18 protein-coding genes are annotated in these 17,982 nt (G+C 66.8%); 6 read left to right on the plus strand and 12 right to left on the minus strand.

Annotated features, from left to right (window positions below):
• Window position 1 precedes the first annotated feature (1 nt).
• Window positions 2-871: an FAD:protein FMN transferase gene (locus tag JF52_RS0112055; protein ID WP_033106814.1), complete on the plus strand. Its 870-nt coding sequence runs from the start codon at window positions 2-4 to the stop codon at window positions 869-871.
• A 15-nt stretch (window positions 872-886) separates the two neighbouring features.
• Complete coding sequence (locus tag JF52_RS0112060) at window positions 887-2,461, plus strand: flavodoxin reductase (RefSeq protein WP_033106815.1); 1,575 nt, start codon at window positions 887-889, stop codon at window positions 2,459-2,461.
• Here the strand turns inward: JF52_RS0112060 and JF52_RS0112065 are convergent.
• Both JF52_RS0112065 and JF52_RS0112070 read right to left on the minus strand, forming a co-directional pair.
• Window positions 2,455-3,897 (minus strand): sensor histidine kinase, encoded by a 1,443-nt coding sequence (locus tag JF52_RS0112065; protein ID WP_234001159.1) that lies wholly within the window; start codon window positions 3,895-3,897, stop codon window positions 2,455-2,457. The genes JF52_RS0112060 and JF52_RS0112065 overlap by 7 nt on opposite strands.
• 47 nt (window positions 3,898-3,944) lie before the next feature.
• Window positions 3,945-4,673: a response regulator transcription factor gene (locus JF52_RS0112070; protein ID WP_033106816.1), complete on the minus strand. Its 729-nt coding sequence runs from the start codon at window positions 4,671-4,673 to the stop codon at window positions 3,945-3,947.
• Window positions 4,674-4,851: 178 nt separating this feature from the next.
• Between JF52_RS0112070 and JF52_RS0112075 the strand changes: the two genes are divergently transcribed.
• A complete protein-coding gene (locus JF52_RS0112075; RefSeq protein WP_084595831.1) occupies window positions 4,852-6,090 on the plus strand; it encodes an FAD-binding oxidoreductase in 1,239 nt (412 codons plus the stop codon).
• A 55-nt stretch (window positions 6,091-6,145) separates the two neighbouring features.
• Here the strand turns inward: JF52_RS0112075 and gndA are convergent, their stop codons facing one another.
• Window positions 6,146-7,594 carry an NADP-dependent phosphogluconate dehydrogenase gene (gene gndA / locus JF52_RS0112080; protein WP_152594896.1) on the minus strand — a complete coding sequence of 483 codons (1,449 nt, stop codon included), beginning with the start codon at window positions 7,592-7,594 and terminating at the stop codon, window positions 6,146-6,148.
• 154 nt (window positions 7,595-7,748) lie between these two features.
• Complete coding sequence (locus JF52_RS17945; RefSeq protein WP_268746248.1) at window positions 7,749-7,874, minus strand: hypothetical protein; 126 nt, start codon at window positions 7,872-7,874, stop codon at window positions 7,749-7,751.
• A 222-nt stretch (window positions 7,875-8,096) separates the two neighbouring features.
• Between JF52_RS17945 and JF52_RS0112085 the strand changes: the two genes are divergently transcribed.
• Window positions 8,097-8,720 carry a 50S ribosomal protein L25/general stress protein Ctc gene (locus tag JF52_RS0112085; protein ID WP_033106818.1) on the plus strand — a complete coding sequence of 208 codons (624 nt, stop codon included), beginning with the start codon at window positions 8,097-8,099 and terminating at the stop codon, window positions 8,718-8,720.
• 85 nt (window positions 8,721-8,805) lie between these two features.
• Window positions 8,806-9,387: an aminoacyl-tRNA hydrolase gene (gene pth / locus JF52_RS0112090; protein WP_033106819.1), complete on the plus strand. Its 582-nt coding sequence runs from the start codon at window positions 8,806-8,808 to the stop codon at window positions 9,385-9,387.
• Between the two features lie 42 nt (window positions 9,388-9,429).
• Here pth and JF52_RS0112095 read toward each other — a convergent pair whose 3' ends face one another.
• From JF52_RS0112095 to sdhC, 8 genes are read right to left on the minus strand one after another with little or no spacing between them, the layout of a single operon-like run.
• Window positions 9,430-10,008 carry a hypothetical protein gene (locus JF52_RS0112095; protein ID WP_033106820.1) on the minus strand — a complete coding sequence of 193 codons (579 nt, stop codon included), beginning with the start codon at window positions 10,006-10,008 and terminating at the stop codon, window positions 9,430-9,432.
• A 48-nt stretch (window positions 10,009-10,056) separates the two neighbouring features.
• The gene (gene trpS, locus JF52_RS0112100) at window positions 10,057-11,061 is read right to left on the minus strand and encodes a tryptophan--tRNA ligase (protein ID WP_084595832.1); all 1,005 of its coding nucleotides are present in this window, start codon (window positions 11,059-11,061) and stop codon (window positions 10,057-10,059) included.
• 43 nt (window positions 11,062-11,104) lie between these two features.
• A complete protein-coding gene (locus tag JF52_RS0112105) occupies window positions 11,105-11,944 on the minus strand; it encodes an exodeoxyribonuclease III (RefSeq protein ID WP_033106822.1) in 840 nt (279 codons plus the stop codon).
• Window positions 11,945-11,954: 10 nt separating this feature from the next.
• The gene (locus JF52_RS0112110; RefSeq protein WP_033106823.1) at window positions 11,955-13,160 is read right to left on the minus strand and encodes a YihY/virulence factor BrkB family protein; all 1,206 of its coding nucleotides are present in this window, start codon (window positions 13,158-13,160) and stop codon (window positions 11,955-11,957) included.
• A gap of 48 nt (window positions 13,161-13,208) precedes the next feature.
• The gene (locus JF52_RS0112115; RefSeq protein WP_033106824.1) at window positions 13,209-13,970 is read right to left on the minus strand and encodes a succinate dehydrogenase iron-sulfur subunit; all 762 of its coding nucleotides are present in this window, start codon (window positions 13,968-13,970) and stop codon (window positions 13,209-13,211) included.
• A 1-nt stretch (window position 13,971) separates the two neighbouring features.
• Window positions 13,972-15,777 carry a succinate dehydrogenase flavoprotein subunit gene (gene sdhA / locus JF52_RS0112120; protein WP_033106825.1) on the minus strand — a complete coding sequence of 602 codons (1,806 nt, stop codon included), beginning with the start codon at window positions 15,775-15,777 and terminating at the stop codon, window positions 13,972-13,974.
• Window positions 15,778-15,794: 17 nt separating this feature from the next.
• Window positions 15,795-16,247, minus strand: a complete 453-nt coding sequence (locus JF52_RS0112125) for a succinate dehydrogenase hydrophobic membrane anchor subunit (RefSeq protein ID WP_033106826.1) — start codon at window positions 16,245-16,247, stop codon at window positions 15,795-15,797.
• Window positions 16,247-16,681 (minus strand): succinate dehydrogenase, cytochrome b556 subunit, encoded by a 435-nt coding sequence (gene sdhC, locus JF52_RS0112130; RefSeq protein WP_268746249.1) that lies wholly within the window; start codon window positions 16,679-16,681, stop codon window positions 16,247-16,249. The genes JF52_RS0112125 and sdhC overlap by 1 nt, the downstream gene beginning before the upstream one ends.
• 167 nt (window positions 16,682-16,848) lie before the next feature.
• Here sdhC and JF52_RS0112135 point away from each other — a divergent pair, with 167 nt between their 5' ends.
• Window positions 16,849-17,964 carry a mannose-1-phosphate guanylyltransferase gene (locus tag JF52_RS0112135; RefSeq protein WP_033106828.1) on the plus strand — a complete coding sequence of 372 codons (1,116 nt, stop codon included), beginning with the start codon at window positions 16,849-16,851 and terminating at the stop codon, window positions 17,962-17,964.
• The last annotated feature ends 18 nt before the right edge of the window (window positions 17,965-17,982 follow it).

Here is a 17,982-nt window from a genome sequence, read left to right on the forward strand (position 1 = left end):
CATGTCCGTCTGGCGCTTCGACGCGATCGGCACGCGCTGGGAGATCGAGACCGAGAATCCTCTCGGAGACGACGAGCGCGCCGCGGTGAACGTGGTGGTCGACGCCTTCGATCGCACATGGTCGCGATTCCGCGCCGACTCGCTCGTGTCCTCGCTCGCTCGCAGCGGTGGTGATGTGCCGAGCCCGACGGATGCCGTGGCGATGCTCGATGCGTACCGCGAACTCTCCGACGCCACAGGCGGTGCCGTGAACCCGCTGGTGGGGGAGAGCCTCAGTGCACTCGGCTACGACGCCGCGGTGTCGCTCGTCGTCGGTGCGCCGCAGCCGGCGCCCGCCGACTGGGCCGGCATTCTCACTTGGACCGATACGCGTCTGACCCTCGTATCGCCTCGGCAGATCGATGTCGGTGCCATCGGAAAGGGCCGCCTCGTCGATCTGGTTCTCGCGGAGCTCGCCGGCGTTCGCGGCGGCGTCACAGTGGATGCCGGTGGCGACATCGCCGTGCGCGGCGATGAGGTGCGCATCGGACTCGAGCATCCGTTCGACCGGACGAAGGCCATCGGCGTCGCGCACATCCGCGACCGGGCGCTGTGCGCCTCGGCCATCAACCGGCGCGCATGGGGAGACGGCCTGCATCACGTGCTCGACGCCCGCACAGGTGTTCCGGTGCGCACGTGGGCCGCGACGTGGGCGATCGCATCGGATGCGATGCACGCGGATGCCGTGGCCACGGCACTGTTCTTCGACGGAGGCGCGGAACTCGCCGCACGCTGGGGCGTGGAATGGGTGCGCATGAGCACGTCCGGCACGGCGGAGCGCTCGCCGAACTGCCCGGTGGAGCTGTTCACGACCGCCGGCATCCGCAGATAGGGAAGAGTTGTACTCGTGACGTTCTCATTCACTGCCCTCCGTCAGCGGGTTCTGGCGGTTCTCGGCGCGATGTCCATGTATCGCCTTGTGCTGTACTCGCTGGTCGCACTCGCTCTGATCGCCCTGGTGCTGTCGTCCTTCGGCGTGATCGTGTCGCCGACGCCTCTCGAGCTCCTGGCATCGTTCGTCGTGCTCGCGCTCGTGATCTCGGCAGTCGATGCCGGCGTGCAGCGGCTGCTGCACCTGCCGTGGCGCATCGAGTCGTCGCTCGTGACCGCGCTCATCATGCTGTTCGTGATGCGTCCGGGCGTGGAGCCCGCGGCGCTGGTCGGCCTCGCACTGGCCGGCATCCTCGCGAGTGCCTCGAAGTACCTCATCGCGTGGCGAGGCCGTCACATCCTCAACCCTGCGGCATTCGGCGCCGCGGTCGTCTCGGTCATCGGCTCGTTCGGGGCGTTCGAGTGGCTCGGCACCTCGGCTTCGTGGTGGGTCGGCAACGGCGCGCTGGCGATCCCGGTCGCGGTGCTCGGGCTCGCGGTCCTGTGGCGCACCGAGAAGGTGCGCGTCGTGCTCGTGTTCCTTCTGATCGCGATCGGTACGGCGGTCGTCCGCCAGGCCGTGCAGGCGCAGCAGTTCGGCATCGACTTCGACATCGCGGCCGCTCTGCAGTTCGCGGTGCTGCAGAGCCCGTTCCTGTTCCTCGGCGCGTTCATGGTCTCCGAGCCGCTGACGCTCCCGCCACGACGCTGGCAGCAGTTCTGGGTCGCAGCGCTCGTCGGTGTGCTCGCCGGATGGCCGATCATGGTGGGCGGGCTGTTCACTCTCGGCCAGGAGCGCGCTCTGCTGATCGGCAACCTGCTCGCGTTCGCGTTCGCATTGCGCGGCTCGGTGCGCCTGACCCTGGAGAAGCGCGAATTCATCACCCCGACCGCACAGGAGCTCACCTTCCGGGCGAAGGGGAAGTTGAAGTTCCTGCCCGGTCAGTACCTCGAACTCGACGTGCCGCACCATCATCCCGACGGCCGAGGCACCCGCCGGGAGTTCAGCATCGTCTCGGCGCCCGCCGATCTGCCGACGCTGCGCATCGCGTACAAGAACGGCGACCAGAAGCATCCCTCGAGCTACAAGCGTGCGCTGGCCGCCGCGGAGCCCGGCGCCACGCTCGCTGTCACCGGCACCTGGGGTGACTTCGTGCTGCCCAAGGGCGAGGCGCCTGTGCTCATGGTCGCCGCAGGCATCGGCGTGACGCCGTTCGTCTCGCAGCTGCGACAGCTGCACGCCGAAGGGCGAACGCGCGACGTCGTGCTGGTCTACGTCGCGGCTGAGGCGTCGGAGCTCGCGTTCCGCGCGGAACTCGCCGAGACCGGTGTGCCGACGATCGTGTTCTGCCGGGACCGGCCGGAAGGGCTCCCGGATCATTGGACGTGGGCGCAGGGCATCCGCCTCGATGCGGCCGGCCTCGAACGCGTCGTGGCGGACATCGCCGCGCGCCACACGTTCATCTCCGGCCCGCCGCGGTTGATCGCCGACCTTGCGCCCGCGCTTCAGAAGGCTCACTCGCTGACGACGGACGCGTTCGCCGGCTACTGAGCAGTGCCGGCGGGATCTGCCTCGCCGGTTCCGGATGCCGGAGTCAGAGGGAATCGCACGGTGAACGTGGTGTCGCCAGGAGTGCTGTCCACCGTGATCGTTCCGTGGTGGCCCTCGACGATGGCCTTGGCGATCGCGAGTCCGAGACCCGTGCCGCCCGTCTGACGCGCGCGTGAGCTGTCGCCTCGCGCGAAGCGGGCGAAGAGCTCGTCGCGCACCGGCGGTTCGATCCCTGGGCCGTCGTCGTGCACCCGGATGACCGCCTCGTCGCGTTCCCTCGCCACGCTCAGCGTGATGGTGGTGCCGGCGGGAGTGTGCGTGCGGGCGTTGGCGAGCAGATTGGCGACCACCTGGTGCAGTCTTCCCGCATCTCCGAGCATGATCACCGGCTGTTCGGGAACGTTGATGTTCCAGTGGTGCTCTGGCGCGGTCGGACGAGCGTCGGCGAGCCCTTCAAGCGCGAGCTGCGCGAGGTCGACGGTGCCGTGCACGAGCTCCTGACCCTCATCGAGCCGGGCGAGCAGCAGCAGATCCTCGACCAGGCGCGTCATCCGCAGCGACTGCGCCTGGATGCGCTCGAGCGCAGTCTGGGTGTTCTCCGGCAGCTCACGGTCCCGCAGCGACAACTCCGAATATCCGCGGATCGAGGCCAGCGGCGTGCGCAGCTCGTGGCTCGCGTCGGCGACGAACCGCCGCATCCGCTCTTCGTTCTTCTGACGCGACGCGAGTGAGTCGTTGACGTGATCGAGCAGGGTGTTCAGCGCGGCCCCCACCATCCCGGTCTCGGTGCGGGGATCCGCCTCGGACGCGGGCACACGCTCGGTGATGGTCACCTCGCCGCGATCGAGCGGCTGATTGGCCACTCTGGTCGCGGTTCCCGCGACCGCGCGCAGCGGCCGGAGGCTCACGCGGATCGTGATCGCCGTCGTGAGGGCGAGCAGGATGAGCCCGCCGAGGGTGGCGAGCGTGATCACCGTGAGCAGTTGCGCCATCGTGCTCTGCACTTCATCGCGGGAAAGACCTGTGATGATTCCGATGCCGCCGTACTCCCTGACGGTGATCGAGAACGATCCGAGCCCGTCGAGATCGACCGACGTGCTCGGCGACTTGTTGACGGCATCGGTGAGTGCTTCGAACTGCGAATCCGTGAGAGCGGTGGTCCCTTCGGAGGTGACCAGAGCGCCAGTCGCGCCGGTGTCGGAAGCGATTGCCAGCAGCAGACCGGGATAGTTCTGGCCGGCGAGCACATTCTGGGCTGTCATCGGTCGCCCCGCGACCGTCAGGATCTGCGCCTGCTTGACGAGAACCGTCGTCTGACTCGCGATCCGGCTCAATTGATCCTGCAGGCGCCCTTCCAAGGACGTGCCGAGGGTCGCGCTGGTTATGACGGCCACGATGATGAGGATGAGCGACACGAACCCGATGACGGCGGCCATGAGCCGTGTCTGAAGCGTCAGCGGGTGATGCGTCATCCCCGGTGTGGTCACTGCGGGGCCTTGATCATGTACCCGACGCCGCGGACGGTGTGCAGAAGCGGCGCCCGACCGGCGTCGATCTTCTTGCGCAGGTACGAGATGTAGAGCTCGACGACCGACGACTTGCCGCCGAAGTCATAGCTCCACACCCGATCGAGGATCTGCGCCTTGGAGAGCACGCGGCGCTCGTTGCGCATGAGGTAGCGCAGCAGCTCGAACTCGGTGGCCGTCAGCTCGATCTCGGCGCCGGAACGCTCGACCTCGTGGCTGTCCTCGTTGAGGGTGAGGTCGCCCACCCGAAGGATCGACTGTCCTTCGTCGGCGCTTGCGAGACCGGTGCGGCGGATGATCGCGCGCAGGCGCGCGATGACCTCCTCGAGGCTGAACGGTTTGGTGACGTAGTCGTCGCCGCCGGCCGTGAGCCCGGCGATGCGATCGCCGACGGCATCCTTGGCTGTCAGGAACAGCACGGGCACGAGGTTGCCCGATTCGCGCAGCCGACGCAGCACACTCATGCCGTCGAGATCGGGCATCATGATGTCGAGCACCAGCGCGTCGGGCTCGAAGTCCCGCGCGACCTGGAGTGCCTCGAGGCCCGAGGAAGCCGTGCGCACCTCCCAGCCCTCCATACGAAGCGCCATGGCGAGCAGGTCGGTGAGCATCTGCTCGTCGTCGACGGCGAGGATGCGCAGGGGGGAGCCGTCGGGGCGGCGCAGGTCGGGCTGATCGCTGGTCATGACCCCATTCTGAGGAATCAGCTATGGGATTTCTATGGAGAGTGCTATGGGTGACCTGTGAGTTCCGGCGAGTGTCAGCCGATGATCGGGGCCTTCTGCTCCCAGATCGAACTCATCTCCGCCTCATCGAGATGGATGCCGGTGGCACGATGTCGGAGCCCGGGAATACGATCTGCGCATGACAGAGAGTCCACTCGCAGTGCGTCCGGCGACGCCGGAGGACGTCGCCGCCCTGGTGCGCCGCGCGCACCGGGAATCGATCCAGATCACCGTCGTCTCCGGCGGTCACGGACCATGGTCGCACGACGCATCCGACGGCATGCGCATCGAACTCACCGACCTCGCCGACATCAGCATCGACGGCACGGCCGTGCAGATCGGGGGCGGGGCGACCTGGGGAGCGGTCGCCGCGGCGCTCTCGGGAGAGGGCGTGGCCATCAGCTCGGGCGACACCGCCACAGTCGGCGTCGGCGGATTGACGCTCGGCGGCGGCATCGGGTGGATGGTGCGCGCGTGGGGACTCGCCATCGACCAGCTGATCGGCGCGCAGGTGGTGACGGCGACCGGTGAGATCGTCGAAGCCTCCGCGAATGAGAACGCAGACCTGTTCTGGGCCCTGCGCGGAGGCGGAGGCAACTTCGGCATCGTCACCCGCTTCGACTTCGACGCGCATCGGATCCCTGGCATCGTCCATGGCGAGTACGTGATCGGCGGTGACGCGGCGGCAGTGCTGCGCACGTGCCGCGACATCATGCGCACGGCACCGCGCGAGTTGACCGTGACGTACATGGATGTTCCGGCGATGGATCCGAGCGCGCCGGCAGGTGCACGACTGGCCGCGGTCTGGGCGGGCGACGACGCCGATGCGCTCATCGCGGCGCTCCGGCCGGTGGCGGACTCGGAGGGTGTCGAGGCGACGGTGACGTCCCCGGCTTACCGGGACATCCTGCTCGAGATGCCGGCGCCGGCGGCGGGGGAGGACACTCCTGTTCCTCCCGGCTTCATCGGGGGCAACGGCCTGTTCGCCGAGCTCGACGACGACCTCATCGACCGGCTGGTGGCGTTCCGCGCGGCGTATCCGGCATCCGTGGTGTTCCTGCGATCCCTCGGCGGTGCGTTCGGCGACGTGCCTCAGGAGGAGACGCCTTTTCCCGCTCGATCTGCCCAGTGGTTCGTGATGGCCGGAGGATTCGACATCCCGGAGATGATCGACGATGACGCCAGGGCTGCGATCCTCGCCGACTGGCGCCGGATCGAATCGGGCCGCCTCGCTGAGTACGGCAATTTCGCAGACACGGAGCGACCGGACGCGGTGCCAGGCATGTTCACCCCGGAGGCCTACGACGGGCTGCGAGCGGTGAAGGCGACGTGGGACCCGCACAACCTGTTCCGACGCAATCACAACATCATCCGGTGATGCACGAAGGGCCGGCGACCACTCGGTCACCGGCCCTTCCAGGCGGAGTCTTCGCTCAGTGCGTGTCTTCTGCTTCGATTTCGGTGCGGTCGCCTGACCAGAGGGTGTGGAAGGTGCCTTCTTTGTCGATGCGTTTGTAGGTGTGTGCGCCGAAGAAGTCGCGTTGGCCTTGTACGAGTGCGGCGGGGAGGCGGTCGGCGCGGATGCCGTCGTAGTACGACAGTGATGAGCTGAACGCGGGTGCGGGGATGCCTGCGGTCGCTGCTGCGATGACGACGCGGCGCCATGCCTCTTGCGCGCGGGTGAAGACTTCGGCGAAGTAGGGTGCGGTCATGAGTACGGGCAGGTCGGTGTTGTCGGCGTAGGCGTCGGCGATGCGGTTGAGGAACTGGGCGCGGATGATGCAGCCGCCGCGCCAGATCTTCGAGACGGCGCCGAGGTCGATGTTCCAGCCGTATTCGGCGGCACCGGCGCGGATCTCGTCGAAGCCCTGACTGTAGGCGACGATCTTGGATGCGTAGAGGGCGAGGCGGACGTCTTCGATGAAGGCGGCCTCGTCGGTCACGGTGAACGCGTTGTCGGGGCCGGGCAGGTTCACGGCGACGGCGCGCTGTTCGGGGTGCGAGGACAGTGAGCGGGCGAAGGTGGCTTCGGCGATGCCGGAGACCGGCACGCCGAGGGAGAGGGCGGTCTGCACGGTCCATGCGCCGGTGCCCTTGGCTCCGGCCTGGTCGAGGATGACGTCCACGAGCGGTTTGCCGGTGGAAGCGTCGACCTGCCGGAGTACTTCTGCGGTGATCTCGATCAGGTACGACTCGAGTTCGCCGGTGTTCCATTCGGCGAAGATGTCGGCGATCTCGGCCGGGCTCTTGCCCGTGCCGCGCCGGATGAGGTCGTATGCTTCGGCGATGAGTTGCATGTCGGCGTACTCGATGCCGTTGTGCACCATCTTCACGAAGTGTCCGGCGCCGTCGTGGCCGATGTGGGTGACGCACGGCTCACCCTCGGCGACAGCGGCGATCGATTTCAGGATCGGTCCGAGGGTGACCCAGGACTCGTCGGAGCCGCCCGGCATGATCGAGGGCCCCAGGAGTGCGCCTTCCTCACCGCCGGAGATCCCGGCGCCGACGAAGTTGATGCCGCTCTCGCGGACCGTCTTCTCGCGGCGGATCGTGTCGGGGAAGTACGCGTTGCCGCCGTCGACGATGATGTCACCGGGCTCGAACACCTCGGTGAGCGCCTGGATCACAGCATCCGTGCCCGCGCCGGCTTTGACCATGATGATCGCGGTGCGCGGCTTCTGCAGCGACGCGGCGAACTCCTCATACGTGGATGCCGCGATGAACCCGGCCTCAGGGTGCGCATCGAGCACGCCCTGGGTCTTCTCGTAGCTGCGGTTGAAGATCGCCACCGTGTTCCCCTCACGCGAGGCGAGGTTGCGGGCGAGATTCGAACCCATGACGGCGAGTCCGACGACTCCGATATTCGCTGATGCTTCGGGCACAGACTGCTCCTCGGTCGTGAAGTTGGGGATGATCTCAGATTATCGCTGAGCGCGACGGGCGGACGCGTGTGTGACGGGAGATGCCGTTTGTTGGCGTGCGACGTCGGATGCGCATCAGCGTGCCGAGCGAGCGGACTCCGCCCGCCATGCGGAGTCAGTCCTTGCGGTACCCGGTGCGTCCCATCGAGAACAGGGCGCCGATGGTGAACACCGTCGCGCACACCGTCATGGCGCCGATGAGCCAGAGGATGACGTGTGAGAGGAAGGCGCCGTCGAGCATGCCGGACTCCAGATTCTGCGAGGGAAAAGTGCTGAGTTTCAGCCTACCCGGTCATCCGGTACGATAGAGGAGTTCCTCGGCGAGGGATGCTTCGCGTGCGCGGCATCCGTTATCGACGCGGCGAACCAAGCCTCGTGGCTTTTTCGCACGTCTGCGTCCGGGAAGCCGACCAATAGACCACCACGCGGCGAGTAGTTCGTCGTGTGCCCCGAAGGAGAATCCATGTCTGAGGACACCAAGGTCCACGCCGAGGTCCGCGAGCAGTTCGGCAAGGGCTTCGCCCGTCGCCTGCGTGCGGCCGGTAAGATCCCCGCCGTCATCTACGGCCACGGCACTGAGCCGGTGCACGTCGCACTTCCCGGCCACCAGGTCTCGCTCATCATCCGCCGCGCGAACGCGTTGCTCGAACTCGACATCGAGGGAACCGCCTCGCTCGCGCTCGTCAAGGACGTTCAGCGTGACCCGGTGCGCCAGATCATCGAGCACATCGACCTTCTCGTCGTGAAGAAGGGCGAGAAGATCCAGGTCGACGTCCCGATCGTCGTCGTCGGCGAGTCCTTCGCCGGCACTGTGGCCAACCTCGATGCCACGTCCCTCGCGGTCGAGGTCGAGGCGACGCACATCCCGCAGCACTTCGAGGTCTCCATCGAGGGACTGGAAGAGGGCCAGCACATCACCGCCGCCGATGTGAAGCTCCCCAAGGGCGCGTCGCTGCTCGCAGACCCGGAGACGCTCATCGTCGCGATCTACGTTCCGACGGCCGAGGCTGCCGCGGAGTCGACCGACGAGGTCGCCGCCGAGGGCGAGGCCGCAGAGGCTCAGGCTGAAGAAGCTGCTGCGGAGTAATCCACACGCACTTCCGACAGAGGGGACGCGAGCGCATCGCGTCCCCTCTGTCGTATCCTGACGACGTTCGAAAGGCGTGAGAGGTATGGCCGACACCTGGCTGATCGTGGGACTAGGCAACCCCGGACCCCGATACGAGGCGACCCGGCACAACGTCGGCCAGCTGGTCGTGGATGAACTGGCCGCACGCCGCGGCGAGAGCTTCCGCGCGCACAAGGGCGGTGCGCGGGTCGTGGAGACGTGGGTGCGCCCCGGGGCGGACAAGCTCGTGCTCGCGAAGCCGAACTCCTTCATGAACGTCTCCGGTACTCCGGTGGCGGCTCTGGCCAGGTTCTACTCTGTACCGCCGGAGCGCACCGTCGTGATCCACGATGAGCTCGACATCCCGTTCGACACGCTCAAGCTGAAGATCGGCGGCGGGCACGGGGGACACAACGGCGTTCGAGACATCGCGAGCGCGATCGGCACTGCCGACTTCCCGCGGGTGCGCGTGGGGATCGGTCGACCGCCGGGGCGTCAGGATCCCGCGGACTGGGTGCTGTCACCGTTCGGCAAGATCGAACGCGAGACGCTGCCGGTCCTCGTCGCCGACTCAGCGGATGCCGTCGAACTGCTCGTCACCGAGGGGCTGCTCGCCGCCCAGCAGAAGCACCACGCTCCGCGTTGAGCCCGCCGACGTGCTCGGCAGATCAGGGCTCCGGACCTGCTGTCAGGCTCCGTAGAGCGTCACAGAACCGGCGCCTGCACCGATGCCGAGCGTGACGCCGAGCACGGTGAAGAAGATCACCGGGCCGAGCACACCGAGGATCAGTGCGGTGACGCCCCATGCACGTCCGGCGCGCTTGACGATAGCCATGATCCCGAGCACGATCGCCGCGATGCCGGCGAGGGTGCCCAGCCAGAACGAGACCTCGCCCATCAGTACCTGGTCGCGCACCGGCGCGAGGAAGGAGAGATCGCTCGTGGATCCGTCGATCTGCTGCATCACGGTCGGCAGCCTGAAGCCGATCTGGTAGCCGGCCGCGCCGGCGACGATCGGCGCGACGACGGCCGCCACGATCGACAGCGCGAACGCGACGATGCCGAGAGCAGAAGACTTCTGCTGCGGCGCGTCTGACGGCTGGTACGCGCCGGTGGGTGCGCCGTATCCGCCGACGGGCGCAGAATAGGCGCCCGGAGGTGCCTGATACGTCGGAGTCGGTGCTGGAGCTGCGTGATAGCCGGGTGCAGCGGGCGGCTGGTGACCGGGTGCCTGCGGCACGGGCGGCGGGAACTGTGGATCTGTCACGCCCCTATCCTAGGTGCCACTCGTCCTGCCGCCGGCCCGGCAGGCTCGTCAGACTCGACGCAGCAGCCCGACCTTGTCGTAGACGTCGGCGAGCGTCGCATCGGCCACCGCATCGGCGCGCGCGGCGTTCGCGGCGAGGATGCGGTCGAGCTCGGCCGGGTCGTCGAGCAGCTCGAGGGCACGTGCGCGCACCGGCTCGAATTCCGAGACGACGACCTCGGCGAGGCCCTTCTTGAAATCGCCATAACCGCGGCCGGCGTACTCGTCCTCGATCGCCGCGACCTGACGGCCGGAGAGCGCCGCGTAGATCGTCAGCAGGTTCGACACCCCGGGCTTGTTCTCCCGATCGAAGCGCACACTGCCTTCGTTGTCCGTCACCGCGCGCATGACCTTCTTCGCCGACTTGGCAGGGTCATCCAGCATCCAGAGCACGCCGGCATCGCTCTCCGCAGACTTCGACATCTTCGCTGCGGGATTCTGCAGGTCGTAGATGCGTGCCGTGTCCTTCTGGATCACCGGCATCGGCACCGTGAATGTCTCACCGAAACGGGAGTTGAACCGCTCGGCGAGGTCGCGCGTCAGCTCGACGTGCTGTTTCTGGTCGTCGCCGACGGGCACCACATCGGTCTGGTACAGCAGGATGTCCGCGGCCATCAGCACCGGGTACGTGAACAGTCCGACCGAGGTGGCGTCCGCGCCGTAGCGGGAGGATTTGTCCTTGAACTGCGTCATTCGCCCGGCTTCGCCGAACCCGGTGATGGTGCTGAGGATCCAGGCGAGCTCGGCATGCGCGCGCACATGCGACTGCACGTACAGCGTCGACTGCGACGGCTCGATACCGGCGGCGATGTACTGTGCGGCGGTGCGGCGCGTCTTCTCACGGAGCTCTTTCGACTCCTGTGCGACGGTCAGCGCGTGCAGGTCGACCACCGAGAAGTACGCATCGTAGGAGTTCTGCAGATCCCGCCACTGAAGGAGAGCCCCGATGTAGTTGCCGATCTGGAGAGAGTCGGCGGAGGGCTGCATTCCTGAGTAGAGACGAGGTTTCTTCACCGTTCAATCCTACGGGGATGACGCGGGGCGATCTGCGTGCCGTTCAGTACGAGTAGTCCACGATCACTGGGGCGTGGTCGCTCCAGCGCTGATCGTACGCAGCCGCTCGTGCCACGTGGTACGACTCGACCCTCTCGGCGAGCGACGGCGTCGCCAGGTGGTAATCGATGCGCCACCCGCTGTCGTTGTCGAACGCCTGGCCGCGCATCGACCACCACGTGTACGGACCGTCGATCTCACCGTGGAAGCGCCGCCCCACATCGATCCAGCCGAGACCGGTTCCGACGGTGCCGTCGACGCCTGTGACCTCCGAACCCGCATCACCGAGGAAGCGATCGAAGTACGCGCGCTCGCGGGGGAGGAAGCCCGCCTTCTTGCGGTTGCCGCGCCAGTTCTTGATGTCGAGTTCCCGGTGGCCGACATTGAGGTCGCCGGTGACGAGAGCCAGCGCATCATCCCGGCTCAGCTCTTCGAGGCGGATGCCGAATGCGTCGAGGAACTTCCACTTCTCGTCCTGCTTCGGTGTATCGGCCTCGCCGGAATGCACGTACGCGCTCACGACGGTGAGTGTGCGATCGCCGAGGTGGAAGTCGCCTTCGATCCAGCGGCCCTTCGAGTCGAAGTCATCGGCGCCGAAGGTCGTGCGACTGGCCACCGCAGGGGTTCGGCTCGCGATCGCGACGCCCGCGCGTCCCTTCGCCGTCGCCTCGTCGTGGATGAACGACCAGCCGGGCAGGGCCGCTTCGATGTGCTCGTCCTGGCCGCGAACCTCTTGCAGGGTCAGGATGTCGACGTCTGCGGCATCGAGCCACCCGCTCATCCCGTTGCGGGCCGCCGCCCGGATTCCGTTGACATTGACCGAGGCGATACGCAGATGAGGCATGGGAACAAGCCTAGCCAGCGCCTCCGACACCGCGGCGCGATCGGGTGAGCTCGGCGAGCAGTCGGTGAGCGGCCGCGGCATCCGGTGTCGTGACCTTCGGCGGTTCGGCGAGGAGCTCGTCGAGTTCGGCGGCTGCCGAGCGCACCGCACGGCGTGCGCTCCACGCCCGGATCCAGCCGGCCTCATCCTGTGCCCGCCGAGCCTCGCGCAGACGGATGCGCGCGGCCACGAGCAGCGCCTGATACTCAGCGGCGATACGCTCATCCTCGCTCTGTTGAAGCAGCGGGAGATCACGATCGCGTGCGGCCACCGCGATCCATGCCGCTGCCACGAGCATGATGACGCCGTTGACGCGGAACCAGAGCAGGAGGCCGACGAAGATCGCGAACGTGGCGAGCAGGGGATTGGCCGGTGTGTAGCTCAGCAGGAAGCCCGCACCGAACTGCAGGACCGTCATCGCGGCTCCGCCGAGCAGCGCTCCCGGCCAGATCGTGCGCCACCGCAGCGAGGTCCCGGTGAGGAAGCGCACCATGGCGGCCAGCGCGGCCGACAGCAGCACGAACGACACGACCACGGAGCCGATGCGGATCAGCAGGTTCACAGCGTCGGAGCCGCTGCCCCACTCCAGCAGCTCGATGAGCCAGATCAGCACCGCCGCACTGGCGTAGCTCAGTGCGGAGCCGGCGATCAGGGCGATCCCGAAGATGACGGCAGCGAAGAGATCGCGTGCTTTGAGGAGCAGGTAGCTGCGCCGATCAGGTGGCAGGCCGAACATGTCGCGGACAGCACGCCGGGAGAAGGTGACCCAGCCGATCGCCGTCCAGACGACCGCGATGAGGGCGATCAGACCGGTGATGCTGAGGACACCGGTCATATTGCCGGCGATCTCGTGCGCCTGAACCGGGGTGAGTATCTTGCTCTGCTCACTGATCAGATTGGGGACGTAGCCGTTGACGACGCCGATCAGCGCATCGACGGCATCCATACTGCCGCCGAGCCATAGCCCGGAGATGGCGAAGGTGAGGTAGATGGCGGCGAAGATCGCGAAGAGGGCCTGATAGCTCACACCAGCGGCGAGCAGGAAGCCGTTGTTCTGCAGGAAGTGGCGCCAGACACGCACCGGGAAGAGCCCGAGAGTGCGCCGGGTCAGTGCGGTGGCGCGCTCGACCGCGACGTCGAGGCGACCGGCGGGTGCATCCGCCCCAGAATCAGACACGCCCCCACCCTATCCAGGGCGGGGGCGTGTCGATGACGATGCGCGCCGTCAGCGACGTCCGCGAAGAACGGCCTGCTTGACCTCGGCGATGGCCTTGGTGACCTCAATGCCGCGCGGGCACGCCTCGGAGCAGTTGAAGGTCGTGCGGCACCGCCAGACGCCTTCCTTGTCGTTGAGGATGTCCAGACGCACGTCGGCGTTGTCGTCGCGCGAGTCGAAGATGAAGCGGTGCGCGTTGACAATCGCGGCAGGGCCGAAGTACTGGCCGTCGGTCCAGAACACCGGGCACGACGAGGTGCACGCGGCGCACAGGATGCACTTGGTGGTGTCGTCGAAGATCGCACGGTCGGCGATCGTCTGCACGCGCTCCTTGCCCTTCTCGGGAATGGAACCCGCGACCAGGAACGGCTGCACCTCGCGGTAGGAGGCGAAGAACGGCTCCATGTCGACGATGAGGTCCTTCTCGAGCGGCAGGCCCTTGATCGCCTCGACGTAGATCGGCTTCGAGATGTCGAGGTCCTTGATCAGCGTCTTGCAGGCGAGGCGGTTGCGGCCGTTGATGCGCATGGCGTCCGAGCCGCAGATGCCGTGCGCGCACGAGCGTCGGAACGACAGCGAGCCGTCGACCTCCCACTTGATCTTGTGCAGCGCGTCGAGCACGCGGTCGGTGGAGAACAGCTCCACGTCGTAGTCGACCCAGCGCGGCTCGGCGTCCTTCTCCGGGTCGAACCGACGGATGGTGAAGGTGACCAGGAAGGACTGGATGGCGGGGTCAGCCGCGGCGGGCGCCTCTGCGACAGCATTCGACATTTCAGTACTTCCTCTCCATCGGCTGGTAACGGGTCATGACGACGGGTTTCCAATCGAGATTGATGTGGTCGGCCGGCGTCGACGAGTGCGGGTCGCCGGTGAGGTAGGCCATCGTGTGCTTCATGTAGTTCTCGTCGTCGCGCTTGGGGAAGTCGTCGCGCATGTGACCGCCACGGCTCTCCTCGCGGTTCTGCGCCGCGTAGACGACGACCTCGGCGATGTCGAGCAGGAAGCCCAGCTCGACCGCCTCGAGCAGGTCGGTGTTGAAGCGATGGCCCTTGTCGTCGACGTAGACGTTCCTGTACCGCTCGCGCAGCTCGGCGATGACGCCGAGCATGTGCTCGAGCGAATCATGGGTGCGGAACACCTGAGCGTTGAGGTCCATCTCTTCCTGCAACTTCTTGCGGAGGACCGCGACGCGCTCGGTGCCCTTGCTGTCACGAAGCTGTTCGAGCAGGCCGGAGACGAATGCCGCGGGGTTCTCGGGCAGTGGAACGAACTCGGCCGTCTGGGAATACGCGACGGCGTTGTTGCCCGCCCGCTTGCCGAAGACGTTGATGTCGAGCAGCGAGTTGGTGCCGAGACGGTTGGAGCCGTGCACCGACACGCAGGCGCACTCGCCGGCCGCGTACAGGCCGGGAACGACCGTGTTGTTGTCGGCGAGGACTTCGGCGTTGTTGTTGGTGGGGATGCCGCCCATCGCGTAGTGCGCCGTCGGCATCACCGGAACGGGATCGGTCACCGGGTCGACGCCGAGATAGGTGCGGGCGAACTCGGTGATGTCGGGAAGCTTCGTCTCGAGCACCTCGGCGCCCAGGTGGGTGCAGTCGAGGTAGACGTAGTCCTTGTGAGGACCGGCGCCGCGGCCGTCGAGGACCTCCTGCACCATGGAACGCGCCACGATGTCACGGGGTGCGAGGTCCTTGATGGTGGGTGCGTAGCGCTCCATGAACCGCTCGCCAGAGGCGTTGCGCAGGATCGCGCCTTCGCCGCGGGCGCCCTCGGTGAGCAGGATGCCGAGACCGGCGAGGCCGGTGGGGTGGAACTGGAAGAACTCCATGTCCTCGAGTGGGAGGTTCTTGCGCCAGATGATGCCGACGCCGTCACCGGTGAGGGTGTGCGCGTTGGAGGTGGTCTTGTAGATCTTGCCGAAGCCGCCGGTCGCGAAGACGATCGCCTTGGCCTGGAAGACATGCAGCTCACCGGTGGAGAGGTCGTACGCGACGACGCCTGCGACCAGGGTGCCACCGTCATCGCCCTTGACCGTGATCAGGTCGAGCACGTAGAACTCGTTGAAGAAGTTGATGCCGAGCTTGACGCAGTTCTGGAACAGCGTCTGCAGGATCATGTGGCCGGTGCGGTCCGCGGCGTAGCACGCACGGCGAACGGGAGCCTTGCCGTGCTCGGACGTGTGACCGCCGAAACGGCGCTGGTCGATCTTGCCCTCTGGTGTGCGGTTGAACGGCAGACCCATGTTCTCGAGGTCGATGACCGCGTCGATGGCCTCCTTGGCGAGGATCTCCGCGGCATCCTGGTCGACGAGGTAGTCGCCGCCCTTGACCGTGTCGAACGTGTGCCACTCCCAGCTGTCCTCCTCGACGTTCGCGAGCGCCGCAGCCATACCGCCCTGCGCTGCGCCGGTGTGCGAGCGGGTCGGGTAGAGCTTGGAGATCACTGCCGTCTTGGCGCCGGGGCCCGCCTCGATCGCGGCCCGCATGCCGGCACCGCCGGCACCCACGATCACGACGTCGAACTGGTGGTAGTGCACACCGTCGCGGACGACGGAATCCTGTGTCTCAGTAGTCACTTCTCGTTGCTCTCTTCTCAGTTCCCGACGACGCCCGCGGCCACGCAGGTGTCCCACAGGGTGCTGCTCTCGGTCACGCCGAGGCAAGGGTCGAAGGTGAAGACGACCAGGGTGCCGAGCACGATCAGGAGCCCGGCTGCGAGGCCGACCGCCCCGACAAGGGCCTTTCGGACCTTCTCATGCGTGACGTAGTCGTTGATGATCGTGCGCATGCCGTTGCCGCCGTGAAGCAGTGCGAGCCACAGCATCAGCACGTCCCACCACTGCCAGAACGGGGTGGCGAACTTGCCGGCGATGAAGGCGAAATCGAGAGCGCGGATGCCCTCGCCGACCATCAGGTTCACGAAGAGGTGGCCGAAGATCAGCACGATCAGCACGACGCCGGAGCCGCGCATGAACAGCCAGCCCCACTTCTCGAGGTTGATCCCGCGGCGGCGGCGCGGCGGCGCTTGTACGGTCTGAGCGGACATCAGAGGCCTCCCAGTATCTCGGAGAACGCGAGAGCGAGGTGTCGACCGGAGAAGCCCGCCATCAGCACGACCCACACCGCGACGACGCCCCAGAACAGCTGCCGCTGGAAGCGGGCGCCCTTCGACCAGAAGTCGATGAGGATGATGCGCAGGCCGTTCATCGCATGGAACACGATGGCCGCGACGAGGACGACCTCGCCGATGGCCATGACCGGGTTCTTGTAGGTGCCGATCACGGCGTTGTACGCCTCGGGGGAGACCCGGATCAGTGCAGTGTCGAGCACGTGCACCAATAGGAAGAAGAAGATCGCGACTCCGGTGATGCGGTGAAGCACCCATGACCACATGCCTTCGCGGCCCCGGTAGAGGGTGCCGCGTGGCGTCTTGGAAGTGGTCTCCGAAATCGACGGTGCGGGGCGTGAGCCTGCGGACACGGTCGTCCTCCCTGATCGATACGAGGTCGGTAGCGCGCGCTGGGTCTGAGGCGACCGCAGACGTGCCCGATCGTGCTCCATCCTATTCCTGTTCAATCGCTGGGAGCGACGAAGGGTGGCCTAACTATCTCGACATCGAGATTGTTTCCGACGGCTACGCTGGGGTCATGAGCGAGCCGATCGATGACTTCTACGCCGTGATCCCCGCCGGAGGCATCGGAAGCCGGCTGTGGCCGCTCTCGCGTGCCGACGCACCGAAGTTCCTGCACGACCTGACCGGCTCCGGGCACTCGCTGCTGCGGGACACCTGGGATCGTCTGGAGCCGCTGGCCGGACCCGATCGCATCGCCGTCGTGACAGGACGCGCACACCGCGCGGCCGTCGAGGCTGAGCTTCCCGGCATCGCGGACATCAACGTCTTCCTGGAATCGGAGCCGCGCGAGTCGGCGGCAGCGATCGGACTCGCAGCGGCGATCCTGCATCGTCGCGATCCTGACGTGATCATCGGATCGTTCAGCGCCGATCACGTGATCCGTGGCACTCGGGTGTTCGAGTTCGCGGTGCGCGACGCCGTGGAAGTCGCGCGCGAGGGATACATCTGCACGATCGGTATCGCACCGACCGAGCCGGCGGTGGGCTTCGGATACATCAAGAAGGGGAAGGAACTCGTGGTCGGTGGTGCGCGTGAGGCCGCGCTCGTCGAGTCGTTCGTGGAGAAGCCCGACCTCGAGACCGCGACCGCGTACATCGCCGAGCGCAACTATCTCTGGAACGCCGGCATGTTCATCTCGAAGGCGAGCGTGCTGCTCGACGAGCTGGCGCTGAACGAACCGGAGCTGCACGCCGGACTGCTCGAGCTCGCCGAGGCGTGGGATGATCGCGAACTGCGCGGTCCTGCCGTCGACAGGATCTGGCCGGGACTCAAGAAGATCGCCATCGACTACGCGGTTGCAGAGCCTGCGGCCCGTCGCGGTCATCTCGCTGTCGTTCCCGGCCACTTCGACTGGGACGACGTGGGCGACTTCGCATCGCTCACCAAGCTCATCAGCAATGGCCGCAAGAACGACCTGGCGGTGCTGGGGCCGAAGGCGAGGGTGCTCTCGGATGCCGCGACCGGGATCCTCGTCAGCCAGACATCGCGGGTCATCAGCCTGGTCGGCGTGAAGGACATCGTGGTCGTCGACACTCCGGACGCGCTGCTGGTCACGACGACCGAGCACGCGCAGCGGGTCAAGGGCGTCGTGGAATCCCTCAAGCTCACCGGCCGCGGCGACGTGCTGTAGCACCCAGGTCACCGGTCT

This window comes from Microbacterium profundi, assembly GCF_000763375.1.
GTDB classification, from domain to species: domain Bacteria; phylum Actinomycetota; class Actinomycetes; order Actinomycetales; family Microbacteriaceae; genus Microbacterium; species Microbacterium profundi.